Source organism: Streptomyces sp. NPDC020983 (assembly GCF_044333485.1).
Classification (GTDB): Bacteria; Actinomycetota; Actinomycetes; order Streptomycetales; family Streptomycetaceae; genus Actinacidiphila.
Genome location: NZ_JBIRRA010000003.1, coordinates 112,266 through 138,971, shown reverse-complemented (window position 1 = coordinate 138,971; position 26,706 = coordinate 112,266). Strand labels below are relative to the sequence as shown.

Genomic DNA, 26,706 nt, shown 5'->3' with positions numbered 1-26,706 from the left:
CCGGCGCGCGCTATCGTCGTGACTGTCAGTGATGGAGTGACAGCACAGAGAGATGGTGGCGGCGATGACGTCGACGAGGAGCGAGACGAGGGCGGACCGGACGACGGGGAAGTCCGGCGCGGGCAGCCGCGGTGAGGCAGCGGCGGGCGCGGGTCCCGCGGAACGGCGGCCGGCGGGCCGGCCGGCCCGCCGCCCCGGGCCGGGTGCCCGGGCGGTGCGCGGCGCGCCGGTGGCGCAGCCGGCACAACCGCCGGGCAGGGCGGCGGACGTCCCGCCGCGGACGTTCACGCTCGACCGCGCCCGCGAGGAAGTGGGTCTGCCCTTCGCCGAGTTCGAGCTGGCGCTGCAGCTCGGAGAGATCGCCACGGTCCCGGGCGGCGGCGAGCGGCCGCGGGTGTCGGCCGAGGAGATCGCCCGGGTGCGCGACCAGGACGGCGGCACGGCGGCCCTGCTGTCCCGCATCGAGCTGGTCAACAGCACCGCGGCGGCCGGTCTGCTGGGGATCGGCCGCGACCGGCTGCTGCGCCTGACGCGGGCGGGCCTCGTCCTGCCCGTGCGCTGGTACGTGAACCGCTACCGGGCCCTGGTGTGGCTCTACCTCGCCGGTGAACTGCGGGAGCTCGCCGTGGCCCGGCCCTCGTTGCTGGCGGGCCGGCTGCCGGCGGAGCTGCGCGAGGCTGAGGCGGAGGGCGTGGATCTGCGACCGCGCGGCTGGCGGTCCCGCCAGGTCGCCCGGCTGGTGAAGGACGCGCCCGGCCCCTGGGAGGAAGCGGCGGTGTGGGCCGCACTGCTGGGACCCGAGGTCACCGACGCGGCGGTGCCCGATCCGCGCGAGCGCAGGCGCCTGCGCGCGATTCACACCGTGCTCCCGTACGGCCGCCCCGGACCGCTGGCCGGTGCGGCCCTGATCAGACGGCTGACCGTCGCGGACGCCCCGGACGAGGTCGCCACCGGTTTGCTGGCGCTCTCCGAGGCCCTCGGCCGTGCCCGGGGCGCCGACAGGGCCGCGCCGAGGCCGCCGCACCGGCCGGGGAGCACGCCGCCGGAGCGGAGGGCCGCCCTCGCGCCCGGGCCGGGCGAGGTGGCCGTACCGCGGCCGGAGCCGGTACGGGTCCTGCGGCCGGCACCGGGCGCGGCGCGGGCGCCGCTGCCGGATCCGTTGTCAGGTCCCGGGCCGGGCGGGGCGTCGGCCGTGCCCGCTCCCGCGGGAGCACCGGCCGGCCGGGTGGGCGGGGCGGCGCCCCCGGCAGGGGCCCCTCGGCCTGCCGCGGCCGCCTGGGCGGTGGGGGAGCGGCCGAGACGCAGCCTGCTCCGGCTGCTGCGCGGGCGGCGCCACGCCGTCGAGGGCTGACGCCACCCGCTCGGGCGCCGCGTTCAGAGCTCGCCGACGCCGGTGACCCTGACCACCGCGCGGCCCTCCTCGTCGGAGGCCGCGAGGTCGACCTCGGCCGAGATGCCCCAGCCGTGGTCGCCCGCGGGGTCGGCGAAGGTCTGCCGCACGCGCCACAGGCCGTGCTGCGGCTCCTCCTCGATCATGAGCAGCTTCGGGCCGCGGGCGTCCGGGCCGGTACCGAGGTCGTCGTACTCGTCCCAGTAGGCGTCCATGGCGTCGGCCCACGCGTCCGCGTCCCAGCCGGTGGCCCCGTCCAGCTCGCCCAGCAGCTCGTACTTCTCCAGCGCGGCCAGCTCCACGCGGCGGAAGAGCGCGTTGCGGACGAGGACGCGGAAGGCCCGGCCGTTCGCGGTGACCGGCTTGACCTGGTCGGCGCGCTCGGCGGCCTCCTCCGCGGTCTCCTCCTCGGGGTTGGCGAGCTGCTCCCACTCGTCCAGCAGGCTGGAGTCGACCTGCCGGACCAGCTCGCCGAGCCACGCGGTGAGGTCCTGGAAGTCCTCGGACTTCAGGTCGTCGGGCACGGTGTGCTCCAGCGCCTTGTACGCGCTCGCCAGGTAGCGCAGCACGATGCCCTCGGTCCTGGCCAGCTCGTAGTACGACACGAACTCGGAGAAGGTCATCGCGCGCTCGTACATGTCGCGCACCACCGATTTGGGGGACACCGGATGGTCACCGACCCACGGGTGGCTCTTGCGGTACACGCCGTAGGCGTGCAGCAGGAGCTCCTCCAGCGGCTTGGGGTAGGACACCTCCTGCAGCCGCTCCATGCGCTCCTCGTACTCCACGCCGTCCGCCTTCATCGCGGCCACCGCGTCGCCCCTGGCCTTGTTCTGCTGGGCCGCCAGGATCTGGCGCGGGTCGTCGAGTGTCGACTCGACCACCGAGACCATGTCCAGCGCATAGGACGGGGAGTCCGGGTCGAGCAGTTCGAAGGCGGCCAGCGCGAACGTGGACAGCGGCTGGTTGAGGGCGAAGTCCTGCTGGAGGTCGACGGTCAGCCGGACGATCCTGCCCTCGGCGTCCGGCTCGTCCAGCCGCTCCACCACGCCGCCGTCCAGCAGCGAGCGGAAGATGGCGATGGCCCGGCGGATGTGCCGCAGCTGGGAGCGGCGGTCCTCGTGGTTGTCCTCCAGCAGGCTGCGCATCGCGTCGAAGGCGTTGCCCGGGCGCGCGATGACCGACAGCAGCATCGCGTGCGTGACGCGGAAGCGCGAGGTCAGCGGTTCCGGCTCGGAGGCGATGAGCTTCTCGAAGGTGTTCTGCGACCAGTTGACGAAGCCCTCGGGAGCCTTCTTGCGCACCACCTTGCGGCGCTTCTTCGGGTCGTCGCCCGCCTTGGCCAGCGCCTTCTCGTTCTCGACGACGTGCTCGGGCGCCTGCGCCACCACGAAGCCCGCGGTGTCGAAACCGGCTCGGCCCGCGCGCCCGGCGATCTGGTGGAATTCCCTGGCCCGCAGTACACGTACCCGCTGCCCGTCGTACTTGGTGAGCGCGGTGAAGAGCACGGTACGGATCGGCACGTTGACGCCGACGCCGAGCGTGTCCGTCCCGCAGATCACCTTCAGCAGCCCGGCCTGCGCCAGCTTCTCCACCAGCCGACGGTACTTGGGCAGCATCCCCGCGTGGTGCACGCCGATGCCGTGCCGGACGTAGCGCGAGAGGTTGCGGCCGAAGGCTGTGGTGAAGCGGAAGTTGCCGATCAGCTCGGCGATGGCGTCCTTCTCCGCGCGCGTGCACATGTTGATGCTCATGAGCGCCTGCGCGCGCTCCACCGCGGCGGCCTGCGTGAAGTGCACGATGTACACCGGCGACTGACGGGTCTCCAGCAGCTCGGTGAGCGTCTCGGTCAGCGCCGTCATGCGGTACTCGTAGCTCAGCGGCACGGGGCGGGTCGCCGAGCGCACCACCGAGGTGGGCCGGCCGGTCCTGCGGGTCAGGTCCTCCTCGAAGCGGGAGACGTCGCCGAGCGTCGCCGACATCAGCAGGAACTGCGCCTGCGGCAGCTCCAGCAGCGGGATCTGCCACGCCCAGCCGCGGTCCGGCTCGGCGTAGAAGTGGAATTCGTCCATGACGACCTGGCCGACGTCGGCGTTGCGGCCGTCGCGCAGCGCGATCGAGGCCAGCACCTCGGCGGTGCAGCAGATGACCGGCGCGTCCGGGTTCACCGAGGCGTCGCCGGTGAGCATGCCGACGTTCTCGGTGCCGAACAGCTTGCACAGGTCGAAGAACTTCTCCGACACCAGCGCCTTGATCGGCGCGGTGTAGAAGGTGACCTCGTCCCGGGCCAGCGCGGCGAAGTGCGCACCGGCCGCGACCAGGCTCTTTCCGGAGCCCGTGGGGGTGGAAAGGATCACGTTCGCCCCCGAGACCACCTCGATCAGCGCCTCCTCCTGGGCGGGGTAGAGCGTGATGCCCTGCTCTTGCGCCCACGTCGAGAACGCGTCGAAGAGGGCGTCGGGGCCGGGGTCGGACGGCATCTGATCGATAAGGGTCACCCCACCATCTTGCCTGTCCCGGCCGCTCCGGGCGGAACCGGAGGCGCCACCGGTGATCGCCGACGATATGGTGTGCCGTCGAACCACGCGTCAACTCCGCCTGCGGGCGGCACTTTCTGGGGGGCGGAGCAGCCTGATGATGGGACCTGCGCATTCACTGTCCGGGGCTGTGGCCTGGCTGGCCGTCGGGGCGGTGGCCGCGGGCCTCGACCATCCGATGCCCTGGCCGACCCTGCTGGTCGGTGCCCTGATCTGCGCAGGGGCGGCACTGGCGCCGGACCTCGACCACCAGGCCGCGACGATCTCCCGGGCCTTCGGCCCGCTGTCGCGGGGGCTGTGCAAGATCGTCGACGCCGTCGCGCACGCCACCTACAAGGCGACCCGCAAGGCGGGCGACCCGCGCCGGGCCGGAGGGCACCGCACCCTGACGCACACCTGGCTGTGGGCGGTGCTCGTCGGCGCCGGATTCTCCGCCGCCGCCGTGTACGGCGGGCGCTGGGCGGTGCTGGCCATCCTCTTCGTCCACATGGTGCTGGCCGTCGAGGGCCTGCTGTGGCGGCAGGCCCGGGGCGCGCACGACGTCCTGGTGTGGCTGCTCGGCGCGACCAGCGCATGGATGCTCGCCGACGTGCTGGACGACCCGGGCAACGGCAAGGACTGGCTCTTCACCCAGCCCGGCCAGCACTACCTGTGGATCGGCCTGCCGATCGTGCTGGGCTCACTCGTGCACTGCCTCGGCGACGCGCTCACCGTCTCCGGGTGCCCGGTGCTGTGGCCGATCCCGGTCGGGCGGCGCCGCTGGTACCCGGTCGGCCCGCCGAAGTTCATGCGCTTCCGCGCCGGCAGCTGGGTCGAGATCAAGGTCCTCACGCCCGTCTTCTTCGTGGTGGGCGGCGGCTGCGCCCTGGGAGCGCTGGGCCTCGTCGGCTGACACCGGGAGCGTCCGGACGGCCCGGTGGACGGCCGGACCGCTCAGCCGTGCCAGGACCGCCACAGGGCCGCGTAGGCGCCGTCCGCGGCCACCAGCTGGTGGTGGCTGCCGAGCTCGCTGATCCGGCCGTCCTCGACCACCGCGATCACGTCGGCGTCGTGCGCGGTGTGCAGCCGGTGGGCGATGGCGACGACCGTGCGGCCGTCCAGCACACGCGACAGCGAGCGCTCCAGATGGCGCGCGGCGCGCGGGTCCAGCAGCGAGGTGGCCTCGTCGAGCACCAGCGTGTGGGGGTCGGCCAGCACCAGCCGCGCCAGCGCGAGCTGCTGCGCCTGCGCCGGGGTGAGCACCGAGCCGCCGGAGCCGACCTCGGTCTCCAGGCCGCCCGACAGCGCCCGCGCCCACCCCTCGGCGTCGACGGCGCGCAGTGCCTCCCACAGCTCGTCGTCGGCCGCCCCCGCCCTGGCGAGCAGGAGGTTGTCGCGCAGCGTGCCGACGAAGACGTGGTGCTCCTGGTTGACCAGCGCCACGTGTTCGCGCACCCGCTCGGCGGGCATCCGGGCGAGCTGCGCGCCGCCGAGGGTGACCTCGCCGGTGCGCGGGGCGTAGATCCCGGCCAGCAGCCGGCCCAGCGTGGACTTGCCCGCGCCCGACGGGCCGACCAGCGCGAGCCGGGTACCCGGCCGCACGTGCAGGCTCACACCGTGCAGCACGTCGCTGCCCGCGCGGTAGCCGAAGCGCACCCCGTCGGCGGTGACGTCGCGGCCGAGCGGTGCGATCCGCTCGTCCCCGGCCTCCTCCTCGATCTCGCGTACCCCCACCAGCCGGGCCAGCGAGACCTGCGCGACCTGCAGCTCGTCGTACCACCGCAGGATCATGTTGACCGGGTTGATCAGCATCTCGGCGTAGAGCGCCCCGGTCGTCAGCTGCCCCGCGGTCACCCAGCCGTGCAGCGCGAACGCGCCGCCGATCATCAGGACCGACATCAGGACCAGCACATGGGTCGCGTTGACCACCGGGAACAGCACGGTGCGCAGCCACATGGTGTAGCGCTCCCACGCCACCCACTGCCCGATCCGCGTCCGCGACAGCTCCTCGCGGCGGCTGCCGAGCCCGTGCGCCTCGATGGTGCGGCCCGCGTCGACGGACTCGGTGAGCGCCGCGGCGACCGCGGCGTATCCCGCGGCCTCGGAGCGGTAGCCCTGCGGGGCGCGCCGGTAGTACCAGCGTGCGCCGACGAGCAGCACCGGCAGCGCCACGAGCACCGCCAGGGCCAGCGGCGGCGAGGTCACGCACAGGGCGCCCAGCAGCAGCCCCGCCCACACCACGGCGATCGCGAGCTCGGGCACCGCCTCGCGCATCGCCGCGGCCAGCCGGTCGATGTCGGTGGTGATCCGGGACAGCAGGTCGCCCGTGCCCGCCCGCTCCAGCACTCCCGGGGGCAGCGACACCGAGCGCACCAGGAAGTCCTCGCGCAGGTCGGCCAGCATCCGCTCGCCGAGCATCGCGCCGCGCAGCCGCACCAGGCGGACGAAGAACGCCTGCACCACCAGCGCGGTCAGGAAGAAGGCCACGGCCCGCCCGAGGTGCACCTCGCGCCGCCCCTCGGACAGGTCCTGGACCATCCCGCCCAGCACGTAGGGGCCCACCATGGACGCCAGCACCGAGACGGTGTTGACGCCCACCAGCAGCAGGAAGGCGCGGCGGTGCCGGCGGGCCAGCTCACGGACGTACGCGCGCACCGTCGCCGGCGAGCCCACCGGAAGGGTGCTGCTCTGCTGCGGCGCGGCCGGATCGTGCTCGGGCGGTCGCACGCCGATCATGCGGACTCCTCCATCGGGGCGGTCGGGTGCGCGGCGCCGGCGGGAGCCGGCAGGGCGCCGTTGCCGTCGGGCTCGCGGGTGACGACGGCGCGGTAGCGGGGCTCCGTGCGCAGCAGGTCGTGGTGGCGGCCGGCGGCCACCACGGTGCCGCCGTCGACGAGGACCACCCGGTCGGCCCGGTCGAGCACGAGGGGGCTGGAGGTGAGGACGACGGTCGTGCGCCCGGCCCGCACGTCGCCGAGGGCGCGCGCGATCCGCGCCTCGGTGTGGGCGTCGACCGCCGACGTGGGCTCGTCCAGCACGAGCACCCCGGGATCGGCGACCAGCGAGCGCGCCAGGGCCAGCCGCTGCCGCTGCCCGCCGGACAGGGACCTGCCGCGCTCGGTGATCCTGGCGCGCAGGGGATCCGGTTCCGGCTCCGAAGCCGGCAGCGACTGCACGAGCGACTCCAGCACGTCGCCGCACTGCGCGGCGGCCAGGGCCTCGGACGGCGTGACGCGGCCGGAGGACGGCACCGCGAGCAGTTCGGCCAGCGTGCCCGACAGCAGCACCGGCTCCTTGTCCTGGACCAGCACCGCGGCCCGGGCCACGGTCAGCGGGAGGGCGTCGAGCGGCCGGCCGCCCAGCGTCGCCGAGGGCGCGCCGTCCTGCCCCGACGGGCTGTGCCCGCCCAGCCGGTCGGCGAGCCGCCCGGCGGCGTCCGGGTCACCGCACACCACCGCGGTGAGCAGCCCCCGGGGGGCGCACAGCCCGGTCAGCGGATCGCACAGGTCCCCTGCCGGCGCGGGCACGCCGTCGCCGGACGCGGTGTCCGCGGTGTCCCCAGCAGACTCCCCGCTCCTGGACAGTGCCAGCACCCGGGCCGCGCGCTTCGCCGAGGGCCGGGAGAAGGACCAGGCCATGGCGATCTCCTCGAAATTGCGCAGCGGCAGCAGCAGGAAGCCCACCGCGCCGTACACGGTGACCAGCTCGCCCGCCGTGATCTGCCCGTCGAGTGCCAGCCGCGCGCCGTACCAGGCGACGCCCACGAGCAGCAGGCCGGGCAGCAGCGTCTGTACCGCGCTGATCAGTGCCCACATCCGGGCGCTGTGCACGGCCGCGGCGCGTACCTGCTGCGAGGCCCGCCGGTAGCGGTCGAGGAAGAGGTCCTCACCGCCGATGCCGCGCAGCACGCGCAGCCCGGCGACGGTGTCGGACGCCAGCTCGGTGGCCTTGCCCGCCTTCTCCCGCTGGATGTCGGCGCGCCGTGTCGCCGCGGGCAGCAGCGGCAGCGAGGCGAGCGCCAGCACCGGCACCGCGGCGGCCACCACACGGCCCAGCTGCGGCTCGTAGACCAGCAGTGCGGCCGTGACCCCCGCGGTGGCCAGCAGCGCGGAGGTGAAGCGGGCGAGGGCCTCGACGAACCAGCCGATCTTCTCGACGTCGGCGGTGCTGACGGCCACGACCTCGCCCGCCGCGACCCGGCGGGTGAGCACCGAGCCCAGCTCCACGGTCTTGCGGGCCAGCAGCTGCTGGACGCGGGCGGCGACGCTGATCCAGTTCGTCACCGCGGTGCGGTGCAGCATCGTGTCGCCGACTGCGGTGAGCACCCCGAGCAGCAGCATGAGGGCGCCGGCCGCCAGGAGCCGCCGGCCGGAGTGGTCCACCACCGCCTGCACCGCCAGGCCGACCGGCACCGGGAAGCCCGCCACCGCCGCCAGGTGCAGGGTGCCCCAGGCGGTCGCGAGCAGCTGGCTGCGCCACTGCCTCATCTCCAGCCAGAGCAGCAGGCGCGTTCCCGAACGCGCGTCGGGGACGCCGGGATCGGACAACGGGAGATCGCGTAGGGACGGCATGATGTCCTGGGGTCGTGGCGGGCGACGGCGGTCGCATGCGGTCCGGTGGGCCGGACGGCGGGCGGGCGGGCTCGGACGGTCCGGTGGGGCGGGGGTCCGGGGCGGTAGGACGCCGAGCGCCCCGGAGCGCGGTCCTGAACCGTGCAACCTTCCCGAAACCGCCGCCGCCCGGTCAACAGGTTTTCCGGCCGCCGAACCCCCGCCCGGTCCTGCGCCGGGGACCTCCGCCCGGTCCCGCGCGGGACCCCGGCCCGCCCGGCGAGGCGCTCCGCACCGGGCACGCAGGAGCCGCCAACCGGACGCAAGGGGGTGGACCGGACCGCGGGCCGCCCGGTTCACCCGTACGCAGCGGGAGCGGGCACACTGTGGACGTCACACCGCTCATGATCCACAGAGGGGACCCCACCCATGAAGGGCTTCCGCGCCTTCCTGCTCCGCGGCAACGTCGTCGACCTGGCCGTCGGCATCGTCATCGGTGCCGCCTTCACCGCGCTCGTCAACGGCTTCGTCAAGGCGTTCCTCACGCCGGTCGTGGGTCTGGTCAGCGGTGCCACCGGCGACTTCAGCGCCCGGACCTTCCACGCCTCGGGGGTCACCTTCCCCTACGGCGTCTTCATCGACGCCACGATCAGCTTCGTCATCGTCGCGGCGGTGATCTACTTCCTGGTCGTCCTGCCGATGAACCGCATGCAGGAGCGGTTCTTCCCCAAGGCCGCGAGCGCGCCGATGCGCGAGTGCCCGGAGTGCCTGACGGCCATTCCCGCGGCGGCGAAGCGGTGCAGCGCCTGCACCGCCCCGATAGCGCCGACCGCCGTCCCGGCGCAGGACGGTGCTCCCGGCCTCGGGAAGTAACCGCGGGCCGGCGGGTGCCGGACGTGCCGCGCGGGGGCTGTGGGGGCCCCGGGGGTCCGCAACCCCGGAGCCCCCGCAGCCCCCGCGCCGTGCGGGGGGCGCGGGCCGTCCTCAGTGCGGGGCGCCCGTGCCCTCCGGCTCCTCCTGGTCGAGCACGGCCAGCAGCCGCGTCAGCGCGGCGCGCCCGTCGTCGTCCAGTGGCGAGAGGATCTCCGCCGCCGCCGTCCGGCGCGCCTGCCGCAGCTCCTGCACCGCGCCGCGCCCGCCCTCGGTCAGCTGGATCCTGATCACCCGCCGGTTGGACGGGTCAGGGGCCCGTCGCACCAGCCGGCGTTCCTCCAGTGCGTCCACCAGCGTCGTCACGGCCCGCGGCACCACCTCGAGGCGCTGGGCCAGGTCGGCCATCCGGGGCGGTTCGGCCCCGTGCGCGTCCCAGTGCGAGAGGGCCCGCAGCAGCCTGGCCTGCGCCGGTGTGATGCCGAGCGGGTCCAGCCTGCGGCGCTGGGCGCGGTGCAGCCTGCGGCTCAGCCCGAGCAGCTGGTCGGACAGCCTGCCCGTCAGGTCGTCCCTCCGGTCGGAGGCCGCGGTCGTGGCACCGGCAGCCTCCGGAAGCTCGGCCTCCACCGCGGTCGCGGGGCCGTGCGGGGCTTCCGCGGCGGGGTCTGCGGTGCGGGTCTCCATGGAATACATCATAGCAGAGCGACGTTCATTGTGAGCATAGGTAACAATGACCTACACTCTCCGTCGAGAGAGCCCCGCCGTCTCCCAAGGAGTCCCTTGCGCCCCGAAGAACTCACCGACCGGTGGTCGCCGCCGGAGAAGAAACCCGGCAGGTCCACCGACGTCCGCCGCATCGTCCGGCTGTTCCGCCCCTACCGCGGCCGGCTGGTCGTCGTGGGCCTGCTCGTCGCCCTGTCCTCACTGGTGTCCGTCGCCTCGCCCTTCCTGCTGCGGGCGATCCTGGACACCGCCATCCCGCAGGGGCGCACCGGCGTGCTGAGCCTGCTGGCGCTCGGCATGATCGCCACCGCGGTCGCCAACGGCGTCTTCGGCGTCCTGCAGACCCTGATCTCCACCACCGTCGGCCAGCGCGTCATGCACGACCTGCGCACCGCCGTCTACGCGCGCCTCCAGCGCATGTCGCTCGCCTTCTTCACCCGCACCCGCACCGGCGAGGTGCAGTCGCGGATCGCCAACGACATCGGCGGCATGCAGGCCACCGTCACCTCCACCGCGACCTCGCTGGTCTCCAACGCCACCTCCGTCATCGCCTCGGTCGTGGCCATGGCCGCACTCGACTGGCGGCTGACGATCGTCTCCCTCGTGCTGCTCCCGGTGTTCGTGTGGGTGGCCCGCCGGGTCGGCCGCGAGCGCAAGAAGATCGCCACCGAGCGGCAGAAGCAGATGGCGTCGATGTCCGCGATCGTCACCGAGTCGCTGTCGGTCAGCGGCATCCTGCTCGGCCGCACCATGGGCCGCGCCGACTCCCTGACCCGCGACTTCTCCACCGAGTCCGAGCGGCTCGTCGACCTCGAAGTGCGCTCCAACATGCAGGGCCGCTGGCGGATGGCCGTCATCGGCATCGTGATGTCGGCGATGCCCGCGCTGCTGTACTGGGCGGCCGGCCTGACCGCGGGGCACGGCGGTCCCGTCGTCTCCATCGGCACCCTGGTCGCCTTCGTCTCGCTGCAGCAGGGCCTCTTCCGGCCCACCGTCTCGCTGCTGGCCACCGGTGTCCAGGTGCAGACCTCGCTCGCGCTCTTCCAGCGCATCTTCGAATACCTCGACCTGCCGGTCGACATCACCGAGCGGCCGGGCGCGCGGACCCTGGAGAAGGTCCGCGGCGAGGTCGCCTTCGAGGGCGTCGACTTCTCCTACGACCCCGGTTCCGCCGCCGGCCCCACGCTGCGCGGCATCGACGTCACCGTGCCCGCCGGCGGCAGCCTGGCCGTGGTCGGGGCGACCGGCTCCGGCAAGAGCACCCTGAGCTACCTCGTGCCCAGGCTCTACGACGTCACCGCCGGCCGGGTCGCCATCGACGGCACGGACGTGCGCGACCTGACCTTCGGCACACTGGCGTCCGCCGTCGGCGTCGTCTCCCAGGAGACGTACCTCTTCCACGCCTCCGTCGCGGAGAACCTGCGCTTCGCCAAGCCGGACGCCACCGACGACGAGATCCACGCCGCCGCGAAGGCCGCCCAGATCCACGACCACATCACCCACCTGCCGGACGGCTACGACACCATGGTCGGCGAGCGCGGCTACCGCTTCTCGGGCGGCGAGAAGCAGCGGCTGGCCATCGCCCGCACCATCCTGCGCGACCCGCCGGTGCTGATCCTCGACGAGGCGACCAGCGCCCTGGACACACGCACCGAGCAGGCCGTCCAGGACGCCATCGACACGCTCTCCGCCGGACGGACCACGATCACCATCGCCCACCGGCTCTCCACGATCCGCGACGCCGACCAGATCGTGGTGCTCGACGCCGGGCGGATCGTCGAGCGCGGCACGCACGACGAACTGCTCGCCGCCGACGGCCGCTACGCCGCCCTGGTCCGGCGCGACGCGCGCGTGGCGACCACCGCGCCGTGACCGCGGGCGGCGCCGGGCCGGGCGGCTACGGCGTCACCAGCACGACGTCGAGGGTGCGCGGCCCGTGGACGCCCTCGACCCTGCTCAGCTCGATGTCGCTGGTCGCGGAGGGCCCGGAGATCCAGGTGAGCGGCCGGGCCGGGTCCAGCCGCGGCAGCGCCTGGGGCACCGAGTCGACGACCTGCTCGGGCACCCGCACCACGCACACATGGTGGTCCGGGATGAGCGTGAGCAGCCGGCGGCCCTGGTCCGGGCCCGCGTCCAGGACGATCGTGCCGGTTTCCGCGATCGCCACCGCGCAGCCGGTCACGACGCTGCCGACCTCGTCCAGCCGCGCGGCCGCCAGGGGGGTCCCGTCGTCCAGGACCTCGACGCCGGACGCCTCGGACAGCCAGCCGCGCGGTGCCCGCTCGGGGACGACGACGCTGCGCGAGCCCTGTTCGGCCAGCAGCCGGGCGACCGTCGCCGGCAGGCCCGCGGCGTCCGTGCGGTGCACGCGGGCACGGTAGTCGGTGAGGTTCTCCGCGAGCAGGTCCACCCGCTCGTCCGCGCTCCGCTCCGCATGCACCGTCAGATAGCCGCGCTCCGGACCCTCGTCGCCCGGGGCGCCTCCGTCGGAGGTGGCCGCCAGGGCCTGGCGCACCCGGCGCAGGATCTCGGTGCGGCTGTCCCCGCTCACTGCTGACCGCCCTTCGGTTCGCCGCTCCGCGTGCCGCCGCCCGCCTCGCCCCCGGTTTCCGCCGGTCTCCCGGCCTGCCGCTCGCGCTGCCGCCACCACTCGCGGAAGGACTGGCCCGGCAACTCGGGCAGTTCGCGGCTCGCGGTCCACGCCTTCGCCGCCTTGCCGGGCAGCCGGCGCGGGTGCAGCGCCCGGGTGCCCAGCGCCAGCCGCTGCGTGGTGCGCCAGGCCGCCGGGTGGTCCAGGGCCCAGCGGCCGGCGCGCATCGCGGCGCGCTCGGCGGCGTGCCCCTTGGCGGGCTTGATGGTGGTGCGGATGCCCGCCCGGGTGACCTCGCCGCCCTCCACGACCCGTTCGCGCAGGTGGACCAGCACTTCGGGGATGTCGATGGCGACCGGGCAGACCTCGTAGCAGGCCCCGCACAGCGAGGAGGCGTAGGGGAGCGAGGCGTCCAGCGCGGTGCCGGTCCCGCGCAGCTGCGGGGTGAGGATGGCGCCGATCGGACCGGGGTAGGGGGAGCCGTAGGCGTGGCCGCCGGCCCGCTCGTAGACCGGGCAGACGTTGAGGCAGGCCGAGCAGCGGATGCAGCGCAGGGCCTGGCGCCCGACGGCGTCGGCGAGGGTGTCGGTGCGGCCGTTGTCCAGCAGGACGAGGTGGAAGGTGCCCGGCCCGTCGCCGTCGGTGGTGCCGGTGAAGGTGCTGGTGTACGGGTTCATGCGCTCGGCGGTGGAGGACCGCGGCAGCGTCTGCAGGAAGATCTCCAGATCCCGCCAGGTGGGGACGACCTTCTCGATCCCGGCGACGGTGATCAGCGTCTCCGGCACGGTCAGGCACATCCGGCCGTTGCCCTCGGACTCCAGGACGACCACCGTCCCGGTCTCGGCGACCATGAAGTTGGCGCCGGAGACCGCGACCTTGGCCCGCAGGAACTTCTCCCGCAGGTGCAGCCGCGCCGCCTCGGCGAGATCGGCGGGGCTGTCGCCGAGGCCCTCGGGGGCGGGCCTGCCCCAGCGGGCCATCTGCTCGGTGAAGGTGTTGCGGATCTGCCGCCGGTTCTTGTGGATGGCCGGCACCAGGATGTGCGACGGCCGGTCGTCGGCGAGCTGCACGATCAGCTCGGCCAGATCCGTCTCGTAGGCCGTGATGCCCGCCTCGGCCAGCGCGTCGTTGAGCTCGATCTCCTGCGTGGCCATCGACTTGACCTTGACGACCTCGGTCTCGCCGGTCTCCTGGACGAGCCGGGTCACGATCCGGTTCGCCTCGGCGGCGTCGGCCGCCCAGTGGACGGTGCCGCCGGCCGCGGTGACCGCGGCCTCCAGCTGGAGCAGGTAGTGGTCGAGGTGCCGCAGGGTGTGGTCCTTGACGGCGGCGCCCGCGGCGCGCAGCTCGCCCCAGTCGTCGAGTTCGGCGACCGCGGCGGCGCGCTTGGCACGGATGGTGTGCGTGGCGTGCCGCAGGTTCGCCCGCAGCTGCGTGTCCCGGGTGGCGGGCGCGGCGGCGCGCGGGAAGGTCGGCAGGCCAAGGTAGGTGGAGCTCATCGGACCTCTTCCGCACGCCGGCCGGGCTTTCCCTGCACAATGTGCCGCGCCTGGGCGTCGGGCGCCCGGTACGGCTCCTCGCGGGTCGACGCGAGCACCTCGGCCAGGTGCACGGTGCGCATCGGCGCCCCGTCCCTGCGCAGGATGCCGTCCAGGTGCATCAGGCAGGAGTTGTCCGCGCCGCACAGCAGTCCGGCGCCGGTCCCGAGGGCGTTGGCGGTCTTGTCGCGGCCCATGGCGGCCGACACGTCGGGGTTCTTGACCGCGAAGGTGCCGCCGAAGCCGCAGCACTCCTCGGCGCCCGGCAGCTCCCGCAGCTCCAGGCCCGCGACGGCGTCCAGCAGCCGCCGCGGCCGGTCGCCGAGCCGCAGCATGCGCAGCCCGTGGCAGGAGGGGTGGTACGTCACCGTGTGCGGGAAGTACGCGCCCACGTCCGTGACGCCCAGCACGTCGACCAGGAATTCGGTCAGCTCGTACGTCCTGGCCGCCAGCGCCGCGGCGGCCCGCTCCAGGCCGTCGCCCCGGCCCTCGGCCTTCGCCCTGGCGCCGATCCGGGGGTAGTTGTCGCGCACCATGGCCGCGCAGGAGCCCGAGGGGGTGACGACGTAGTCGTAGCCCTCGAACGCCGCGGCCATGCGCAGCACGAGCGGTTCCGTCTCCCGCCGGTAGCCGGTGTTGAACTGCGGCTGCCCGCAGCACGACTGGGCCGCGGGGAAGTCCACCGCCACGCCCAGCCGCTCCAGCAGGCGCACCATCGCCTGCCCCGTGCCGGGGTGGAGCAGGTCGTTCACGCAGGTCACGAACAGCGCTACGCGCATGGGTCCTCCGCGCCGCACCGGCGCGGGCCGGGCTGGTCTCGATCACGCATGCGCCCATACTGCCGCAGTCCCCTTCCCGGGGGAAGGAGACATCCGATGTTTCTTGCGCCGACGTGGCAGAAGCGCCGGATCCGGTGGGGCGGCGCCGGACCTTCAGTGCGCGGGTGCCGGTACGGGCCCGGGCGCGGGGACCGGCACCCTCCCGGCCAGCAGCGACCGGATCTCGCGCACGGCGGTACGGCCCGCGCGGTTGGCGCCGATGGTGCTCGCCGAGGGCCCGTAGCCGACCAGGTGGATGCGCGGGTCCTTGACCACCCGGGTGCCCTCCACCCGTACGCCGCCGCCGGGCTCGCGCAGCCTCAGCGGAGCGAGGTGGTCGAGGGCGGCGCGGAAACCGGTCGCCCACAAGATCACGTCCGCGTCCAGCATACGCCCGTCGTCCCAGGCCACGCCGTGCGGGGTGACGCGGTCGAACATCGGCCGGCGGCGCAATGTGCCGCTCTCTCGTGCCTGCCGCACGGACTCGGTCGCCGCCAGCCCGGTCACGCCCACCACGCTCTGCGGGGGCAGCCCCCGGCGCACCCGCTGCTCGACGCGCGCCACCGCCTCACGCCCCCAGTCCTCGTCGAACGGCGCGTCGCGGAAGACCGGCGGACGCCGCGTCACCCACGTGGTGCGCGCCACCTCCGCCAGCTCGATCAGCAGCTGCACCGCCGAGGTGCCGCCGCCGACCACGACGACGTGCCTGCCCGCGAACTCCTCGGCCCCGCGGTAGCCGGCGGTGTGCAGCTGGCGCCCGAGGAAGGTCTCCTGACCCGGGTAGTACGGAACGAAGGGCCGGTCCCAGGTGCCGGTGGCGTTGACGAGGGCCCGCGCCGCCCACGTGCCCGCGTCCGTCTCGACCAGCAGCCGTCCGCCGTCGCCGTCGCGCACCGCGGTGACGTCCACCGGGCGGCGCACCCGCAGGTCGAACGCCCGCTCGTAGCGGGCGAAGTACTCGGACACCACCTCGGCGGACGGCCGCCCGGGGTCCGTGTCGCCGAGCGGCATGCCCGGCAGCTCGTGCACGCGGTGCGCCTTGCCGTAGGTCAGTGACGGCCAGCGGTACTGCCAGGCGCCGCCGGCCCCGGGGGAGTGGTCCAGCAGGACGAAGCCGCCGTCCGGCCGCAGCCCGGAGCGGCGCAGGAAATACCCCGCCGACAGCCCGGCCTGCCCGGCGCCGACCACCGCCACCTCGACCTCGCGCACCGCGTCGTCCATGCAGACGGCAACGGTACGGACCCGGCAATGCTTCCCGGGCGTCCCTCGGGCGCCGCCGAGGGACGCCCCGGCCTATACCGGCATCCGCGGCTCGGACGCCCAGCGGCGCAGCCGCGCCACCCGCTCCGCCGCCTCCTCCAGCCGCCGCTGCGGAAGGTCGCCGTCCGCCACCGCGCGCGCCGCGGCCGCGTGGATCGCGTCCCGCACCCCGGCGCCGCTCGACGGCCCGAGCCGTACGAGGTCCACCCCGGCGATCCAGGCCAGTACCGCGGCACCCGGTACTCCCCAGCCGTCGACGATCGCCGGCTCGTCCAGGGCGTCGCTCAGGACGACCCCGCGGTAGCCCAGTTCGCCGCGCAGTACGCCGGTCACGGCGCGGGCGCTGAGCATGGCGGGCACCTCCTCGTCGCCGGGCGCCGGCGCGCGGCCGGCGGTGATGGCGCGCACGCCCGCGGCGGCGCCCTCCGCGAAGGGCCGCAGGCTGGTCGCGCCGCCCGCGGTGAAGGGGCCGAGGGCCGCGGCGACACCGTGTGTCTGGAGGTCGGTGACGAACACCCGGGTGTCGTCGGCCCGCGTACCCGGGCGCACGGCCAGGTGCAGGTTCGCGCCCGCCGCGACGAGTTCGGCCGCCGCGGCGCAGCCGTCGGTGCGGGCGGCGTGCTGCGCGCGCCGGCTCCGGGGCGGGCCCGGGTGGCCGGTGAGGGCGTCGGGCACCGCCGCCCTGAGCGCCTCGGCCGTGGCGCGGGCCGCGGGGTCCCGGCCGTCGACGGCCGCGCCGGGGGCGCCGTTCTCCAGGCTGTGCAGGACCCAGTCGGGCAGCCGCCCGCCGTGCCCCCGCAGGGTGGGCAGCAGGCAGGAGTCGACCAGTGCGGTGAGCCGGCGCAACGCGAATGCCCCCTCCGGGCCGCGGGCTTGGGCCGGACGGTGGTCCGGGTCCGCAGAATGGTACAGACCAATCCCCGTCCCCGGCAACGATCCCGGCGACCGGCCCTCCGGCCGCCGTGCCGTACGCGGAAGGGCGCCGGACGCCCCGGCTGCCCGCCGCCGGGCCGTACCCCGGGTGGTGCCGCGGGACGGGCGGGGCACAATGGCCGTATGGGTGATCGTTTCCGTTCCCGCCTGATCGAGGTCGCCACCGGCTCGGCCGAAACCGTGCACGACCTCACCGCGGACTGCGCAGCCTTCCTGCGGGAGGCGGCTCCGGGCCGCGACGGCCTGCTCAACGTCTTCGTGCCGCACGCCACCGCGGGCGTCGCCGTCATCGAGACCGGCGCCGGCAGCGACGACGACCTGCTGGCCGCGCTGCGCGACCTGCTCCCCGCCGACGACCGCTGGCGCCACCGGCACGGCTCCCCGGGCCACGGGCGTGACCACGTCCTGCCCGCCCTCGTCCCGCCGCACGCCACCCTCCCGGTGCTCGGTGGAGCCCTGGAGCTGGGCACCTGGCAGTCCGTGGTGCTGGTCGACACCAATCGCGACAATCCGCGCCGCCAGGTCCGGCTGAGCTTCCTGGGCTGAAGCCGGGCGGCCGCGGCGCCGCCGAAGCCGGAGGAGCCGTCAGCCGCCCGGCCGCCCGGTGGCAAGGAAGTCCGCCAGGTCGTAGCGCACCGGCTCCTCCAGCTGGCCGTACGTGCACTGCTCCGGCTCCCGGTCCGGACGCCACCGGCGGAACTGCGCCGTGTGCCGGAAACGGTCGCCCTGCATGTGGTCGTAGGCGACCTCCAGGACGCGTTCGGGGCGCAGCGGCAGCCACGACAGGTCCTTCTTGCCCGTCCAGCGGCTCGGGCCGCCGGGGAGCCGGCCCGCGCCCTGCGCCTCCTCGCTCGTCCAGTCCTGCCACGGGTGCCCGGCCACCGAGTCCATGAGCAGCGGCGCCAGTTCCTCCATGAGCTGGGCCCGGCGCCGCATCGGGAAGGACGCGCAGACGCCGACGTGCTGGAGGCGGCCCGCGCCGTCGTACAGCCCGAGCAGCAGCGAGCCGACCACGGGGCCGCTCTTGTGCTGGCGCAGGCCCGCGACCACGCAGTCCGCGGTGCGCTCGTGCTTGACCTTGACCAGGACCCGCTCGCCGGGCCGGTAGGGCAGCTGCGGGGGCTTGGCGACGACGCCGTCCAGGCCCGCGCCCTCGAAGCGGTCGAACCACTCCTCGGCGAGCGCCCGGTCGGCGGTGGCGGGCGCGGTGTGCACCGGCGCGTCCGCGTCCCGCAGCGCGGCCGTCAGTGCCTCCCGGCGCGCGGTCTGCGGCTCCTCCATCAGCGACCGGTCGTCCAGGGCGAGTACGTCGAAGGCGACGAGGCTCGCCGGTGTCACCTCCGCCAGATGGCGTACCCGCGACTCGGCCGGGTGGATGCGTTCCAGCAGCGCGTCGAAGTCCAGCCGCCCGTCCCGGGCGATGACGATCTCGCCGTCCAGCACGCAGCGCCGCGGGATCCGGTCCCGCAAGGCCTCGACCACCTCGGGGAAGTACCGGGTCAGCGGCTTGCCGGAGCGGCTGCCCAGCTCGATCTCGTCGCCGTCGCGGAAGACGATCGCCCGGAAGCCGTCCCACTTCGCCTCGTACTGCATGCCCGGCGGAATGGCCTTCGCGGGCTTGGCGAGCATCGGCTGCACTGGGGGCATCACCGGCAGATCCATGCTCCGATTGTGCCCGCGGGCGGCGTCCCGGGCGCGGCGGCGGGCCGTCCGGCCTAGCGTGGGGGGCATGGCAGAGACGCTGGAGCTGACCGTCGGCGAGCGCACCGTGCGCGTCTCGCACCCGGACAAGGTCTACTTCCCGCAGCGCGGGCTGACCAAGGCCGATCTGGTGCGCTACTACCTCGCCGTGGGCGACGGCATCCTGCGGGCGCTCCGGGACCGCCCCACCACCATGGAGCGCTACGTCGACGGCGTCGAGGGCGAGTCGTTCTTCCAGAAGCGCGCTCCGAAGAACCTCCCCGGCTGGATCCCGACCGGCCGGATCGCCTTCCCCAGCGGCCGCTACGCCGACGAGATCTGCCCCACCGAGGTGGCGGCTGTGCTGTGGGCGGCCAACCTCGGCACCTTCACCTTCCACCCGTGGCCGGTCCGCCGCGGCGACACCGAGCACCCCGACGAGCTGCGCATCGACCTCGACCCGCAGCCCGGCACCGGCTTCGCCGACGCCGTACGGGCCGCGCTGCAGCTGCGCGAGGTACTGGACGACCTCGGCCTGCGGGGCTGGCCCAAGACCTCGGGCGGGCGCGGGCTGCACGTCTTCGTGCCCATCGCGCCGGAGTGGACCTTCGTCCAGGTGCGCCGCTCGGCCATCGCGGTGGCGCGCGAGCTGGAGCGGCGCGATCCCGGGCGCATCACCACGGCCTGGTGGAAGGAGGAACGCGGGGAGAAGATCTTTGTGGATTACAATCAGACAGCCCGCGACCGCACCATCGCCAGTGCGTACTCCGTGCGTCCCTTCGCGCACGCGCCCGTCTCCGCGCCGCTGCGCTGGGAGGAGCTGACCGACGTCGCGCCGGCCGACTTCGACCTGGTCACCATGCCCGCCCGGTACGCCGAGCTGGGCGACCTGCACGCCGACATGGACGACCACGCCTTCCGCCTCGACGAGGCCCTCGACCTCGCCGACCGCGACGAGCGCGAGCACGGCCTCGGGGACCTGCCCTACCCGCCCGAGCACCCCAAGATGAAGGGCGAGCCCCGGCGCGTCCAGCCGAGCCGGGCGCGCAGGCCCGCGGACTGACGGCCCGTCGGCCCGCACCGCGCCCGCCGGGGTGGACTACCTGGCGGCACGCCGGCCGTCCTGCCCTGACGGGCCGGCACCGGCGTCCGGCACGCCCGCCTCCGCCGCGAGTGACTCGACGAGGGGCAGCAGCCGGTGCGCGACCCGCTCGCTCAGCGCGATCTCGGTGCGGATCCGCATCACGCCCGGCAGCCGGCCCAGCCGCTGGATGACCGCTTCCAGGTGCCCGTTGTCCCGGGCCACCACCCGGGTCAGCAGATCACCGCCGCCGCCCGCGACGGAGAACGCCTCGACGACCTCCGGCACCGCGGCCAGCGCCCCGCCCACCTCGTCCAGATGCCCCCGGGTGACCTCCAGCCGCACGAAGGCCAGCACCGGGTGGCCGAGCGCGGTGGGGGAGACCCGGGGACCCGCCACGGTGATGACCCCGTCGTGCTCCAGCCGCTCCAGGCGGGCCTGGAGGGTGCCGCGGGCCACGCCCAGGATGCGGGCGTATCCGCGGACGCTCGTACGGGGCTGATCGAGCATCAGCCGCACTATGCGGGCGTCCAGGGTGTCGAAGGGCATGGTGCGGCCGTACTCCTCGCAAGCAGGGGCGATCGTCGGGGATCTCATGATCACCGTACTGACGGTCCCCGCCGGACCGGTTACTTTGAGCCATCGCGGTCGTGAACGGCCGCCGTGACGCCCAACGGCCCGCGGCGGCCGTAACGTCGGCGGACACCGGCGGGCGACAGACCGCCCCCGGACGCGACGCGGCCGCCGCGAGGCACTACTCTCGGCCGCCGTACAGACATCGGGCGGAAGAGGTACGGCAGTGGCCGGGCACGCATACATCGGTTCGTTCACCTCGGGGGGCGGGCGCGGCCTCACCACCGCAGCCGTCGACCCGAAGACGGGAGCGCTCACCGCGCTGGGCGCCACCGCCGACGTGGTCAACCCGTCGTTCCTCACGGTGTCCCCCGATGGGGGGACACTCTACGCGGTCAGCGAGACCGATCCCGAGGGCGCCGCAGCCGCCTTCTCACTCGCCGACCCGGCAGCGCCCGCGCTCATCGGCGAGCCGGTCGCGGTGCGCGGCGGCTCGCCCACCCACCTGGCCGTCCACCAGGGCCACCTGCTGACGGCCAACTACTCGGCGCCCGGCAGCGTCAGCGTCCTGGCGATCCGCGAGGACGGCGGGCTCGGCGCGCTGCGCTCGGTGCTGGAGCACGAGGGCGACGGCCCGAACCAGCAGCGCCAGGAGGCCCCCCACGCGCACGCGGTGCTGCCCGACCCGACCGGCCGCTGGGCGGTCAGCGTCGACCTGGGCACCGACTCGCTGCGGGTCTGCGAACTCGACACCGCCACCGGCGAGCTGGAGATCGAGCGCGAGCTCGGCCTGCGCTCCGGCATCGGACCGCGGCACCTCGCCTTCCACCCGGACGGGCGACACGTGTACGTGATGAACGAGCTGGACTCCGTCGTCACCGTGTGCGGCTGGGACGCCGAACGCGGCAGCCTGCGCCCGCTGTCGGAGACCCGCGTGCTGCCGGAGGGCGTGGCCGGCGAGAACTACCCCTCCGAGCTGGTCGTCTCCGCGGACGGGCGCTTCGCGTGGGCCTCCAACCGCGGCCACAACAGCATCGCAGTGCTCGCCGTGGACGAGGGCGGCGAGCGGCTCGAACTCCTCGGCACGGTCGGCTGCGGCGGCGACTGGCCGCGCCACCTCACCCTCGACCCCGAGGGCGTCCGGCTCTACGCGGCCAACGAGCGCTCGGGCGACGTCACCTGGTTCGACGTCGACCCGGCCACCGGCATGCCCGAGCAGGCCGGCTCCCTCGGCGTCCCCGCCGCGTCCTGCGTCGTCTTCGGCTGAAGCGGCCGCTCCCACGGCGGCACGGCGGCGCGGAACGCCCGGGGCGGGCGGCCCCGGCCGGGACCGCCCGCCCAGCGAACGCGGTGGGACCCGCGCTCAGCGCATCGGCACGCCGCTGCCCTGCTGCGGCATGGGCAGGCCCAGCGCCGCTGCGTACTGCGTGACGACCAGCCGGCCGACGGCCGGGTAGGGACCGAGCGCGTCCGCGGCGGAGCAGCCCGCCTCCTCGGCCGCGGTGTGCAGCACCTGCGGGGCGATCTCCGGGCCGATCAGGCACGGCGCGAGCGCCAGGGTGCCGGAACCCGAGGACCGCAGCTGCTCGGCGGCGGACGCGATCGCGCCGTCCTCGTCGAGCGCGGCCGCCAGCACCGGCACCGCGAGCCGGGCGGCGAGCAGCAGCCCGGTCACCCCGGCGGCCTGCGCGGCCTCCTCGCCGCCGACCGTGGCGAGGATGATGCCGTCCGCCGCCGTCGCCACCGTGAACAGCCGCGCCCGGTCCGCGCGCGCCAGCCCCGCCTCGGACAGCCGGACGTGCAGCGCCTCGGCGAGCAGCGGGTGCGGGCCCAGTACGTCGGTCAGCTCCACCTGCGCCTTGCTGTCGGCGACCGCCTGCCGCACCCGGCGCAGCACCGACGCCTCGGGACCGGCCAGCAGCGGCACCACGACCGCCGACGTGTCCTCGCCGGCGCGCTCCACGGCCACCTGGTCGAGCACGCCGCGCAGCGAGGGGAATTCGGCGTCCTCGGCGTCGCCTCCGTCGACGAAGCCGATCCGCGGGTCGAGCCCGGACAGCTCGGAACGCGCGATGCTGACGACCTCCTCGGCGAGGCTCAGCGCGGCGGTCGAGGGCGTGCCGGGAACGGCGAGGACCAGCACCGGGGCGCCCTCGGGCGCGGAGAGCGCCTCGGGCCGGCGGTGCCGTCCGGTCTGGCGCGGGCGCGGCATGCGAACAGGGAGACCGGAGGCGGGACCGCCTGTGGTAGTGCTCATGGCGTGGCATGCTAACGCCTCGCGGCGTACGGCCGTCCAGCCGGGTGCGGGACGGTGCGGCCTGTCCTGAACTGTCCGTTTCCCCGTCCGTACCGGCCGTCACCCACCGTCAGAAGACCGTCATCGTACGCTTCTGAGCAGCGGCGATCGCCCTGCCGCCGCCCTCTAGCGACTGCTGACGGTCAGCAGCGCGCCGTCGCACGGCAGCGCCAGCGAACCGGAGTGCAGCGCCCCGGCGATCATCAGCGCACCGTCCAGCGGGTCGCCCGCCGCGGGCACCAGGACGGCGTCGGGCAGCAGCCACTCCGCCTGGTCGCGCAGCGGCGCGAGCAGCGGCTCGCCCATCCGGAACAGCCCGCCGGCCAGTCCCACCTCGACGGTGCCGTCGCCCGGCGGGCGGGCGGCGGCGGCCGACTCCAGGATGTGCTGCGCCGCCTGCCGCAGGATGCCGGACGCCACCGGGTCCTGCGCGGCGCAGCGCGCCACCTCGGGCGCGAAGGACGCGAGCACCGCGGGCCGGTCGGGACGCGGGTAGAGCCGGGCGGGCAGCGCGTCCGGTGGCCCGAACCGCTCCCGCAGGCGGGCCAGCAGCGGTTCCGAGCCGCCGGCCCGGCCGTCGTGGGCGCGCATCGCGGCGTCCAGGCCCGCGCGGCCGATCCAGGCGCCGCCGCCCGCGTCACCCAGCAGATGCCCCCAGCCGTCGACGCGCCGCCAGCCGTCGCCGGAGGTGCCCAGGGCGATCAGCCCCGTACCGGCGGCGACCACCACGCCGGGGCGCAGCCCCAGCGCGCCGGCGTAGGCGGTGACGGCGTCGCCGGCCAGCGCCAGGGCGCGCACGCCGAACGCGTCGCCGAGTGCGGCGGGCAGCTCGGCGCGCAGTTCGTCACCGAGGGTCGCCATCCCCGCCGCGCCGACGCAGGCCGCGGCCACCGAACCGGCGCCCACCTCGCGCAGCAGACCGGACGCCAGCGGCAGCACCCGGTCGAGCAGGCTCGCCGCGTCGATGCCGCGCTCGCCGGTCACGGCGGGGCGGTCGCCGGTGACCGGCGCCGGACCCCCCGAGCCGTCGGCGCGGGCGACGGCGACCCGCACCCCGGAGCCGCCCGAGTCGACCCCCAGCACCCAGTGCGCCATTCCGGGCTCAGCCGAGCCCGCGCGAGTCCTGCTTGAGGGCGGTGTCCACGGTCAGGGCGGAGGCGACGACCATGCTCAGCAGCGGGTCCTGGAGCGGCCGGTGGATCTGCAGGACGTAGTTGTCCGCCGTCGTGAACAGGGTCTTGGCCAGGCCCTCCCACGTCTTGGTGATCCGGGCGATCTCGGTCTCGGTGTGGTCGACGATGGCGAAGTTCCAGGCGCGCCAGTTCTCCGCCTTGATCGCGCCGATCTGCTGGCCGTTGTACATGAAGCCGAAGCGGATCTTGCCGAAGGCGTTCTGCTGGACGATCTCGCCGAGCGGCTCGCCGTTGGCCCGCTGCACGACGACCTTGGACTTGATGAACTTCGCCGGCCGGGTCAGCACCAGGTGCGGGGTGCCGTGGGCGTCCCGGACCTCCAGCTTGTGGGTCAGGAACTGGTCGACGCTGGAGACGAAGCGCAGCACCTTCTTCGCCGTGCTCTGGCCGACCTCGACGACGGAGCCCAGGGTGTTGCCGTGCTGGTCGAAGACGCTGTACTCGTTGACCAGCTCGATCAGCTTGGCCTTCTGGTTCACCACCAGGACCGGCTCGGTGAACAGCGTGCCGCCGCCGAACCCCGCCGGGGACACCCCGGCCTGCTGCTGCACCTGGTGCTGCACCTTCGCCGGGTCGGGGGTGCGGCTGACGTTCAGCTCCCAGGCGTTGCCCCCGCTCTGCTGCTGCTGGGGCACCTGGCCGGGATTGGTGTGCTCCGTCCACTGGGTGCCGTCCCAGTAGCGGAGCAGATTCGGGGTGCCTTGCGGGTCCGCGTACCAGCCCGCCGGGGTATTCGAATGCGTTGTCACCCGGGCAGGGTACCGTTTTCGGCCGCTCAGGGGAGCTGCCAGTTCACCGGCTGTCCGCCCTGCTGCAGCAGCATCTCGTTCGCGCGGCTGAAGGGGCGGGAGCCGAAGAAGCCGCGGTCGGCCGACATCGGCGAGGGGTGCGCGGACTCGATCGCCGGCAGCCGGCCCAGCAACGGGCGCAGATTGCGGGCGTCGCGCCCCCACAGGATGGCCACGAGCGGCTTGTCCCGCGCGGCCAGCGCCCTGATCGCCTGCTCGGTGACCTCTTCCCACCCCTTGCCGCGGTGTGCGGCCGGACGCCGCGGCGCGGTGGTCAGCGCGCGGTTGAGCAGCAGCACCCCCTGCCGGGTCCAGGGCGTGAGGTCGCCGCTGGACGGCCGCGGCACTCCGAGGTCGGCGACCAGCTCGCGGAAGATGTTCTCCAGGCTGCCCGGCAGCGGGCGCACGTCGGGCGCGACCGAGAAGCTGAGGCCGACCGCGTGGCCGGGCGTCGGGTACGGGTCCTGGCCGACGATGAGGACGCTGACCTCGTCGAGGGGCTGCTGGAAGGCCCGCAGGACGTTGGGCCCGGCGGGCAGGTAGGTACGGCCCGCGGCGATCTCCGCCCGCAGGAAGTCGCCCATCGCCGCGATCCGGCCCGCCACGGGTTCGAGCGCCCGGGCCCACCCCGCCTCGACAATCTCGTTCAACGGTCGTGCTGTCACGGTCCGTCACTCTACTGGCTCAACAGGCCTGCCACGGACGGGGATCGGAGACGGCGAGCCCCTCCCGCGGCGGCCCGCGGCGGAGATCACACGACGGCCGCCCTAACGCAGAGCACGTCCGGCAGGTGCCCGGCGACCAGTCCCCAGGTGTCGCCCTGGTCGGCGCTCGCGTACACCTCGCCGTTGCGGTTGCCGAAGTAGACCCCGCCGGGGTCGGCGTCGTCGGTGCACAGGGCGTCGCGCAGCACCACCCCGTAGGACGGCTCGTCGGGCAGGCCGTCGGACAGCGCCGTCCAGCTGCCGCCGGCGTCCTCCGTGCGGTAGACGCGGCAGCGGAAGCCGGGCGGCATGCGCAGGCTGTCGGCGGCCACCGGGAAGACGTACGCCACGTCACCGCGGCTCCTGTGCGCGGCGACGGCGAAGCCGAACTCCGCGGGCAGCCCGTCCGCGATGCCCTGCCAGCGCGCCCCGCCGTCGTCGCTGCGGTAGACCCCGCCGTGGTTCTGCAGATACAGCCGCTCCGGATCGGCCGCGTCCTGGGCGATCTTGTGCACGCACTGGCCGAACTCGGGATAGCGCTGCTCCTCCGGCAGGAAGGTGGCCTGCACCCCGGAGTTGGACGGGGCCCAGCTCTCCCCGCCGTCCTGCGACCGGTAGACGCCGCCGGTCGACACCGCGACCGTGACCCGCCCGGCGTCGGCGGGGTGCGTCACCACCGTGTGCACGGCCTGGCCGCCGAACCCGGCGTCCCACCGCGGGCGCTGCGGATGCTCCCACAGGCCGCGGACCAGCTCGAAACTCTCCCCGCCGTCCTGCGAGCGGAAGAGCGCGCCCGGCTGGGTGCCGGCCCACACCACGTCAGGTGCGGCGGGTCCGGCCGGATGCAGCTGCCACACCCGCTCCAGCGAGGCGCCGGTGCCGTCGGGGAAGCGCACCGCGGGTCTGGACGGCTCCTGCCACGTCGCCCCCAGGTCGTCGGAGCGGAAGACGGACGGGCCGAAGTGCGAGCTGTCGGCCCCGGCCAGCAGCCGCGGCACGGACCGCCTGGTGTCGATCCCCACCGAGTAGACGGCCTGCATGGGGAAACGCGGGCCCTCCACCTCCCACCGGCCGTTCCCGCCCTTTCTCCGGGCGAGGAACAGCCCCTTCTGCGTGCCCACCGCGAGCAGCACGTCGTCCATGGCGTGTCACCTCCGTCGCACCGATGTGACCGGCACCACGCAGTCTGCACCCCACCACCGA

Annotated in this window: 23 protein-coding genes; 7 read left to right on the top strand and 16 right to left on the bottom strand. The window is 74.7% G+C overall.

Going from position 1 to position 26,706, the window contains the following annotated elements; all coding sequences use genetic code 11:
* Positions 1 to 64 precede the first annotated feature (64 nt).
* Complete coding sequence (locus ACH4SE_RS07000) at positions 65 to 1,351, top strand: DUF6397 family protein (RefSeq protein ID WP_398542269.1); 1,287 nt, start codon at positions 65 to 67, stop codon at positions 1,349 to 1,351.
* Between the two features lie 23 nt (positions 1,352 to 1,374).
* Here ACH4SE_RS07000 and ACH4SE_RS06995 read toward each other — a convergent pair whose 3' ends face one another.
* Positions 1,375 to 3,888 (bottom strand): DEAD/DEAH box helicase, encoded by a 2,514-nt coding sequence (locus ACH4SE_RS06995; RefSeq protein ID WP_398542268.1) that lies wholly within the window; start codon positions 3,886 to 3,888, stop codon positions 1,375 to 1,377.
* A 136-nt stretch (positions 3,889 to 4,024) separates the two neighbouring features.
* On the opposite strand from ACH4SE_RS06995, the gene ACH4SE_RS06990 reads away from it, so the two are divergent.
* Complete coding sequence (locus ACH4SE_RS06990) at positions 4,025 to 4,819, top strand: metal-dependent hydrolase (RefSeq protein WP_398542267.1); 795 nt, start codon at positions 4,025 to 4,027, stop codon at positions 4,817 to 4,819.
* A 41-nt stretch (positions 4,820 to 4,860) separates the two neighbouring features.
* Here ACH4SE_RS06990 and ACH4SE_RS06985 read toward each other — a convergent pair whose 3' ends face one another.
* Positions 4,861 to 6,642: an ABC transporter ATP-binding protein gene (locus tag ACH4SE_RS06985; RefSeq protein ID WP_398542266.1), complete on the bottom strand. Its 1,782-nt coding sequence runs from the start codon at positions 6,640 to 6,642 to the stop codon at positions 4,861 to 4,863.
* Positions 6,639 to 8,477 (bottom strand): ABC transporter transmembrane domain-containing protein, encoded by a 1,839-nt coding sequence (locus ACH4SE_RS06980; protein ID WP_398542265.1) that lies wholly within the window; start codon positions 8,475 to 8,477, stop codon positions 6,639 to 6,641. The genes ACH4SE_RS06985 and ACH4SE_RS06980 overlap by 4 nt, the downstream gene beginning before the upstream one ends.
* 408 nt (positions 8,478 to 8,885) lie before the next feature.
* Between ACH4SE_RS06980 and mscL the strand changes: the two genes are divergently transcribed.
* Positions 8,886 to 9,329 (top strand): large conductance mechanosensitive channel protein MscL, encoded by a 444-nt coding sequence (gene mscL / locus ACH4SE_RS06975; protein ID WP_398542264.1) that lies wholly within the window; start codon positions 8,886 to 8,888, stop codon positions 9,327 to 9,329.
* 111 nt (positions 9,330 to 9,440) lie between these two features.
* On the opposite strand, the gene ACH4SE_RS06970 is transcribed toward mscL, so the two are convergent.
* Entirely contained in the window at positions 9,441 to 10,010 is a 570-nt protein-coding gene (locus tag ACH4SE_RS06970) for a MarR family winged helix-turn-helix transcriptional regulator (protein WP_398542263.1), read from the bottom strand.
* Positions 10,011 to 10,106: 96 nt separating this feature from the next.
* Here ACH4SE_RS06970 and ACH4SE_RS06965 point away from each other — a divergent pair, with 96 nt between their 5' ends.
* A complete protein-coding gene (locus ACH4SE_RS06965) occupies positions 10,107 to 11,921 on the top strand; it encodes an ABC transporter ATP-binding protein (RefSeq protein ID WP_398542262.1) in 1,815 nt (604 codons plus the stop codon).
* A gap of 25 nt (positions 11,922 to 11,946) precedes the next feature.
* Here ACH4SE_RS06965 and ACH4SE_RS06960 read toward each other — a convergent pair whose 3' ends face one another.
* From ACH4SE_RS06960 to ACH4SE_RS06940, 5 genes are all read right to left on the bottom strand, one after another.
* A complete protein-coding gene (locus ACH4SE_RS06960) occupies positions 11,947 to 12,600 on the bottom strand; it encodes a lactate utilization protein C (RefSeq protein WP_398542261.1) in 654 nt (217 codons plus the stop codon).
* Entirely contained in the window at positions 12,597 to 14,138 is a 1,542-nt protein-coding gene (locus ACH4SE_RS06955) for a lactate utilization protein B (protein WP_398542260.1), read from the bottom strand. The genes ACH4SE_RS06960 and ACH4SE_RS06955 overlap by 4 nt, the downstream gene beginning before the upstream one ends.
* Positions 14,135 to 14,956, bottom strand: a complete 822-nt coding sequence (locus ACH4SE_RS06950) for a (Fe-S)-binding protein (RefSeq protein ID WP_398542259.1) — start codon at positions 14,954 to 14,956, stop codon at positions 14,135 to 14,137. Before ACH4SE_RS06950 ends, ACH4SE_RS06955 begins: the two co-directional genes overlap by 4 nt.
* 153 nt (positions 14,957 to 15,109) lie before the next feature.
* Positions 15,110 to 16,216: an NAD(P)-binding domain-containing protein gene (locus ACH4SE_RS06945; protein ID WP_398542258.1), complete on the bottom strand. Its 1,107-nt coding sequence runs from the start codon at positions 16,214 to 16,216 to the stop codon at positions 15,110 to 15,112.
* Positions 16,217 to 16,288: 72 nt separating this feature from the next.
* Complete coding sequence (locus ACH4SE_RS06940) at positions 16,289 to 17,101, bottom strand: glycoside hydrolase family 3 N-terminal domain-containing protein (protein ID WP_398542257.1); 813 nt, start codon at positions 17,099 to 17,101, stop codon at positions 16,289 to 16,291.
* A gap of 210 nt (positions 17,102 to 17,311) precedes the next feature.
* Here ACH4SE_RS06940 and ACH4SE_RS06935 point away from each other — a divergent pair, with 210 nt between their 5' ends.
* Positions 17,312 to 17,734 carry a YjbQ family protein gene (locus tag ACH4SE_RS06935; RefSeq protein ID WP_398542256.1) on the top strand — a complete coding sequence of 141 codons (423 nt, stop codon included), beginning with the start codon at positions 17,312 to 17,314 and terminating at the stop codon, positions 17,732 to 17,734.
* Between the two features lie 39 nt (positions 17,735 to 17,773).
* On the opposite strand, the gene ACH4SE_RS06930 is transcribed toward ACH4SE_RS06935, so the two are convergent.
* Positions 17,774 to 18,850, bottom strand: a complete 1,077-nt coding sequence (locus ACH4SE_RS06930; protein WP_398542255.1) for an ATP-dependent DNA ligase — start codon at positions 18,848 to 18,850, stop codon at positions 17,774 to 17,776.
* 67 nt (positions 18,851 to 18,917) lie between these two features.
* Here ACH4SE_RS06930 and ligD point away from each other — a divergent pair, with 67 nt between their 5' ends.
* A complete protein-coding gene (ligD, locus tag ACH4SE_RS06925) occupies positions 18,918 to 19,931 on the top strand; it encodes a non-homologous end-joining DNA ligase (protein ID WP_398542254.1) in 1,014 nt (337 codons plus the stop codon).
* Positions 19,932 to 19,967: 36 nt separating this feature from the next.
* On the opposite strand, the gene ACH4SE_RS06920 is transcribed toward ligD, so the two are convergent.
* Entirely contained in the window at positions 19,968 to 20,498 is a 531-nt protein-coding gene (locus ACH4SE_RS06920) for an Lrp/AsnC family transcriptional regulator (protein ID WP_398542669.1), read from the bottom strand.
* 250 nt (positions 20,499 to 20,748) lie between these two features.
* On the opposite strand from ACH4SE_RS06920, the gene ACH4SE_RS06915 reads away from it, so the two are divergent.
* Positions 20,749 to 21,789: a lactonase family protein gene (locus ACH4SE_RS06915; protein WP_398542253.1), complete on the top strand. Its 1,041-nt coding sequence runs from the start codon at positions 20,749 to 20,751 to the stop codon at positions 21,787 to 21,789.
* 96 nt (positions 21,790 to 21,885) lie between these two features.
* Here ACH4SE_RS06915 and ACH4SE_RS06910 read toward each other — a convergent pair whose 3' ends face one another.
* The 5 genes from ACH4SE_RS06910 to ACH4SE_RS06890 all read right to left on the bottom strand — a co-directional run bounded on the left by ACH4SE_RS06910 (position 21,886) and on the right by ACH4SE_RS06890 (position 26,645).
* Positions 21,886 to 22,779, bottom strand: coding sequence for a sirohydrochlorin chelatase (locus ACH4SE_RS06910; protein ID WP_398542252.1), 894 nt, complete (start codon positions 22,777 to 22,779; stop codon positions 21,886 to 21,888).
* Between the two features lie 165 nt (positions 22,780 to 22,944).
* A complete protein-coding gene (locus ACH4SE_RS06905) occupies positions 22,945 to 23,913 on the bottom strand; it encodes an N-acetylglucosamine kinase (RefSeq protein ID WP_398542251.1) in 969 nt (322 codons plus the stop codon).
* A gap of 7 nt (positions 23,914 to 23,920) precedes the next feature.
* A complete protein-coding gene (locus ACH4SE_RS06900) occupies positions 23,921 to 24,760 on the bottom strand; it encodes a phospholipid scramblase-related protein (RefSeq protein ID WP_398542250.1) in 840 nt (279 codons plus the stop codon).
* Positions 24,761 to 24,786: 26 nt separating this feature from the next.
* Entirely contained in the window at positions 24,787 to 25,464 is a 678-nt protein-coding gene (locus ACH4SE_RS06895; RefSeq protein ID WP_398542249.1) for a uracil-DNA glycosylase, read from the bottom strand.
* Between the two features lie 86 nt (positions 25,465 to 25,550).
* Complete coding sequence (locus tag ACH4SE_RS06890; protein WP_398542248.1) at positions 25,551 to 26,645, bottom strand: WD40/YVTN/BNR-like repeat-containing protein; 1,095 nt, start codon at positions 26,643 to 26,645, stop codon at positions 25,551 to 25,553.
* Between the last annotated feature and the right edge of the window lie 61 nt (positions 26,646 to 26,706).

What these genes read in the sequence shown, in the direction of transcription:
- mscL (WP_398542264.1), top strand. Translation starts at nt 8,886, where the DNA reads ATGAAGGGCTTCCGCGCCTTCCTGCTCCGCGGCAACGTCGTCGACCTG.
- ACH4SE_RS06905 (WP_398542251.1), bottom strand. Translation starts at nt 23,913, where the DNA reads ATGGCGCACTGGGTGCTGGGGGTCGACTCGGGCGGCTCCGGGGTGCGG.
- ACH4SE_RS07000 (WP_398542269.1), top strand. Translation starts at nt 65, where the DNA reads ATGACGTCGACGAGGAGCGAGACGAGGGCGGACCGGACGACGGGGAAG.
- ligD (WP_398542254.1), top strand. Translation starts at nt 18,918, where the DNA reads ATGGCAGAGACGCTGGAGCTGACCGTCGGCGAGCGCACCGTGCGCGTC.
- ACH4SE_RS06985 (WP_398542266.1), bottom strand. Translation starts at nt 6,642, where the DNA reads ATGATCGGCGTGCGACCGCCCGAGCACGATCCGGCCGCGCCGCAGCAG.
- ACH4SE_RS06970 (WP_398542263.1), bottom strand. Translation starts at nt 10,010, where the DNA reads ATGGAGACCCGCACCGCAGACCCCGCCGCGGAAGCCCCGCACGGCCCC.
- ACH4SE_RS06920 (WP_398542669.1), bottom strand. Translation starts at nt 20,498, where the DNA reads ATGCCCTTCGACACCCTGGACGCCCGCATAGTGCGGCTGATGCTCGAT.
- ACH4SE_RS06910 (WP_398542252.1), bottom strand. Translation starts at nt 22,779, where the DNA reads ATGAGCACTACCACAGGCGGTCCCGCCTCCGGTCTCCCTGTTCGCATG.
- ACH4SE_RS06950 (WP_398542259.1), bottom strand. Translation starts at nt 14,956, where the DNA reads ATGCGCGTAGCGCTGTTCGTGACCTGCGTGAACGACCTGCTCCACCCC.
- ACH4SE_RS06980 (WP_398542265.1), bottom strand. Translation starts at nt 8,477, where the DNA reads ATGCCGTCCCTACGCGATCTCCCGTTGTCCGATCCCGGCGTCCCCGAC.
- ACH4SE_RS06935 (WP_398542256.1), top strand. Translation starts at nt 17,312, where the DNA reads ATGGGTGATCGTTTCCGTTCCCGCCTGATCGAGGTCGCCACCGGCTCG.
- ACH4SE_RS06930 (WP_398542255.1), bottom strand. Translation starts at nt 18,850, where the DNA reads ATGGATCTGCCGGTGATGCCCCCAGTGCAGCCGATGCTCGCCAAGCCC.
- ACH4SE_RS06945 (WP_398542258.1), bottom strand. Translation starts at nt 16,216, where the DNA reads ATGGACGACGCGGTGCGCGAGGTCGAGGTGGCGGTGGTCGGCGCCGGG.
- ACH4SE_RS06990 (WP_398542267.1), top strand. Translation starts at nt 4,025, where the DNA reads ATGATGGGACCTGCGCATTCACTGTCCGGGGCTGTGGCCTGGCTGGCC.
- ACH4SE_RS06890 (WP_398542248.1), bottom strand. Translation starts at nt 26,645, where the DNA reads ATGGACGACGTGCTGCTCGCGGTGGGCACGCAGAAGGGGCTGTTCCTC.
- ACH4SE_RS06955 (WP_398542260.1), bottom strand. Translation starts at nt 14,138, where the DNA reads ATGAGCTCCACCTACCTTGGCCTGCCGACCTTCCCGCGCGCCGCCGCG.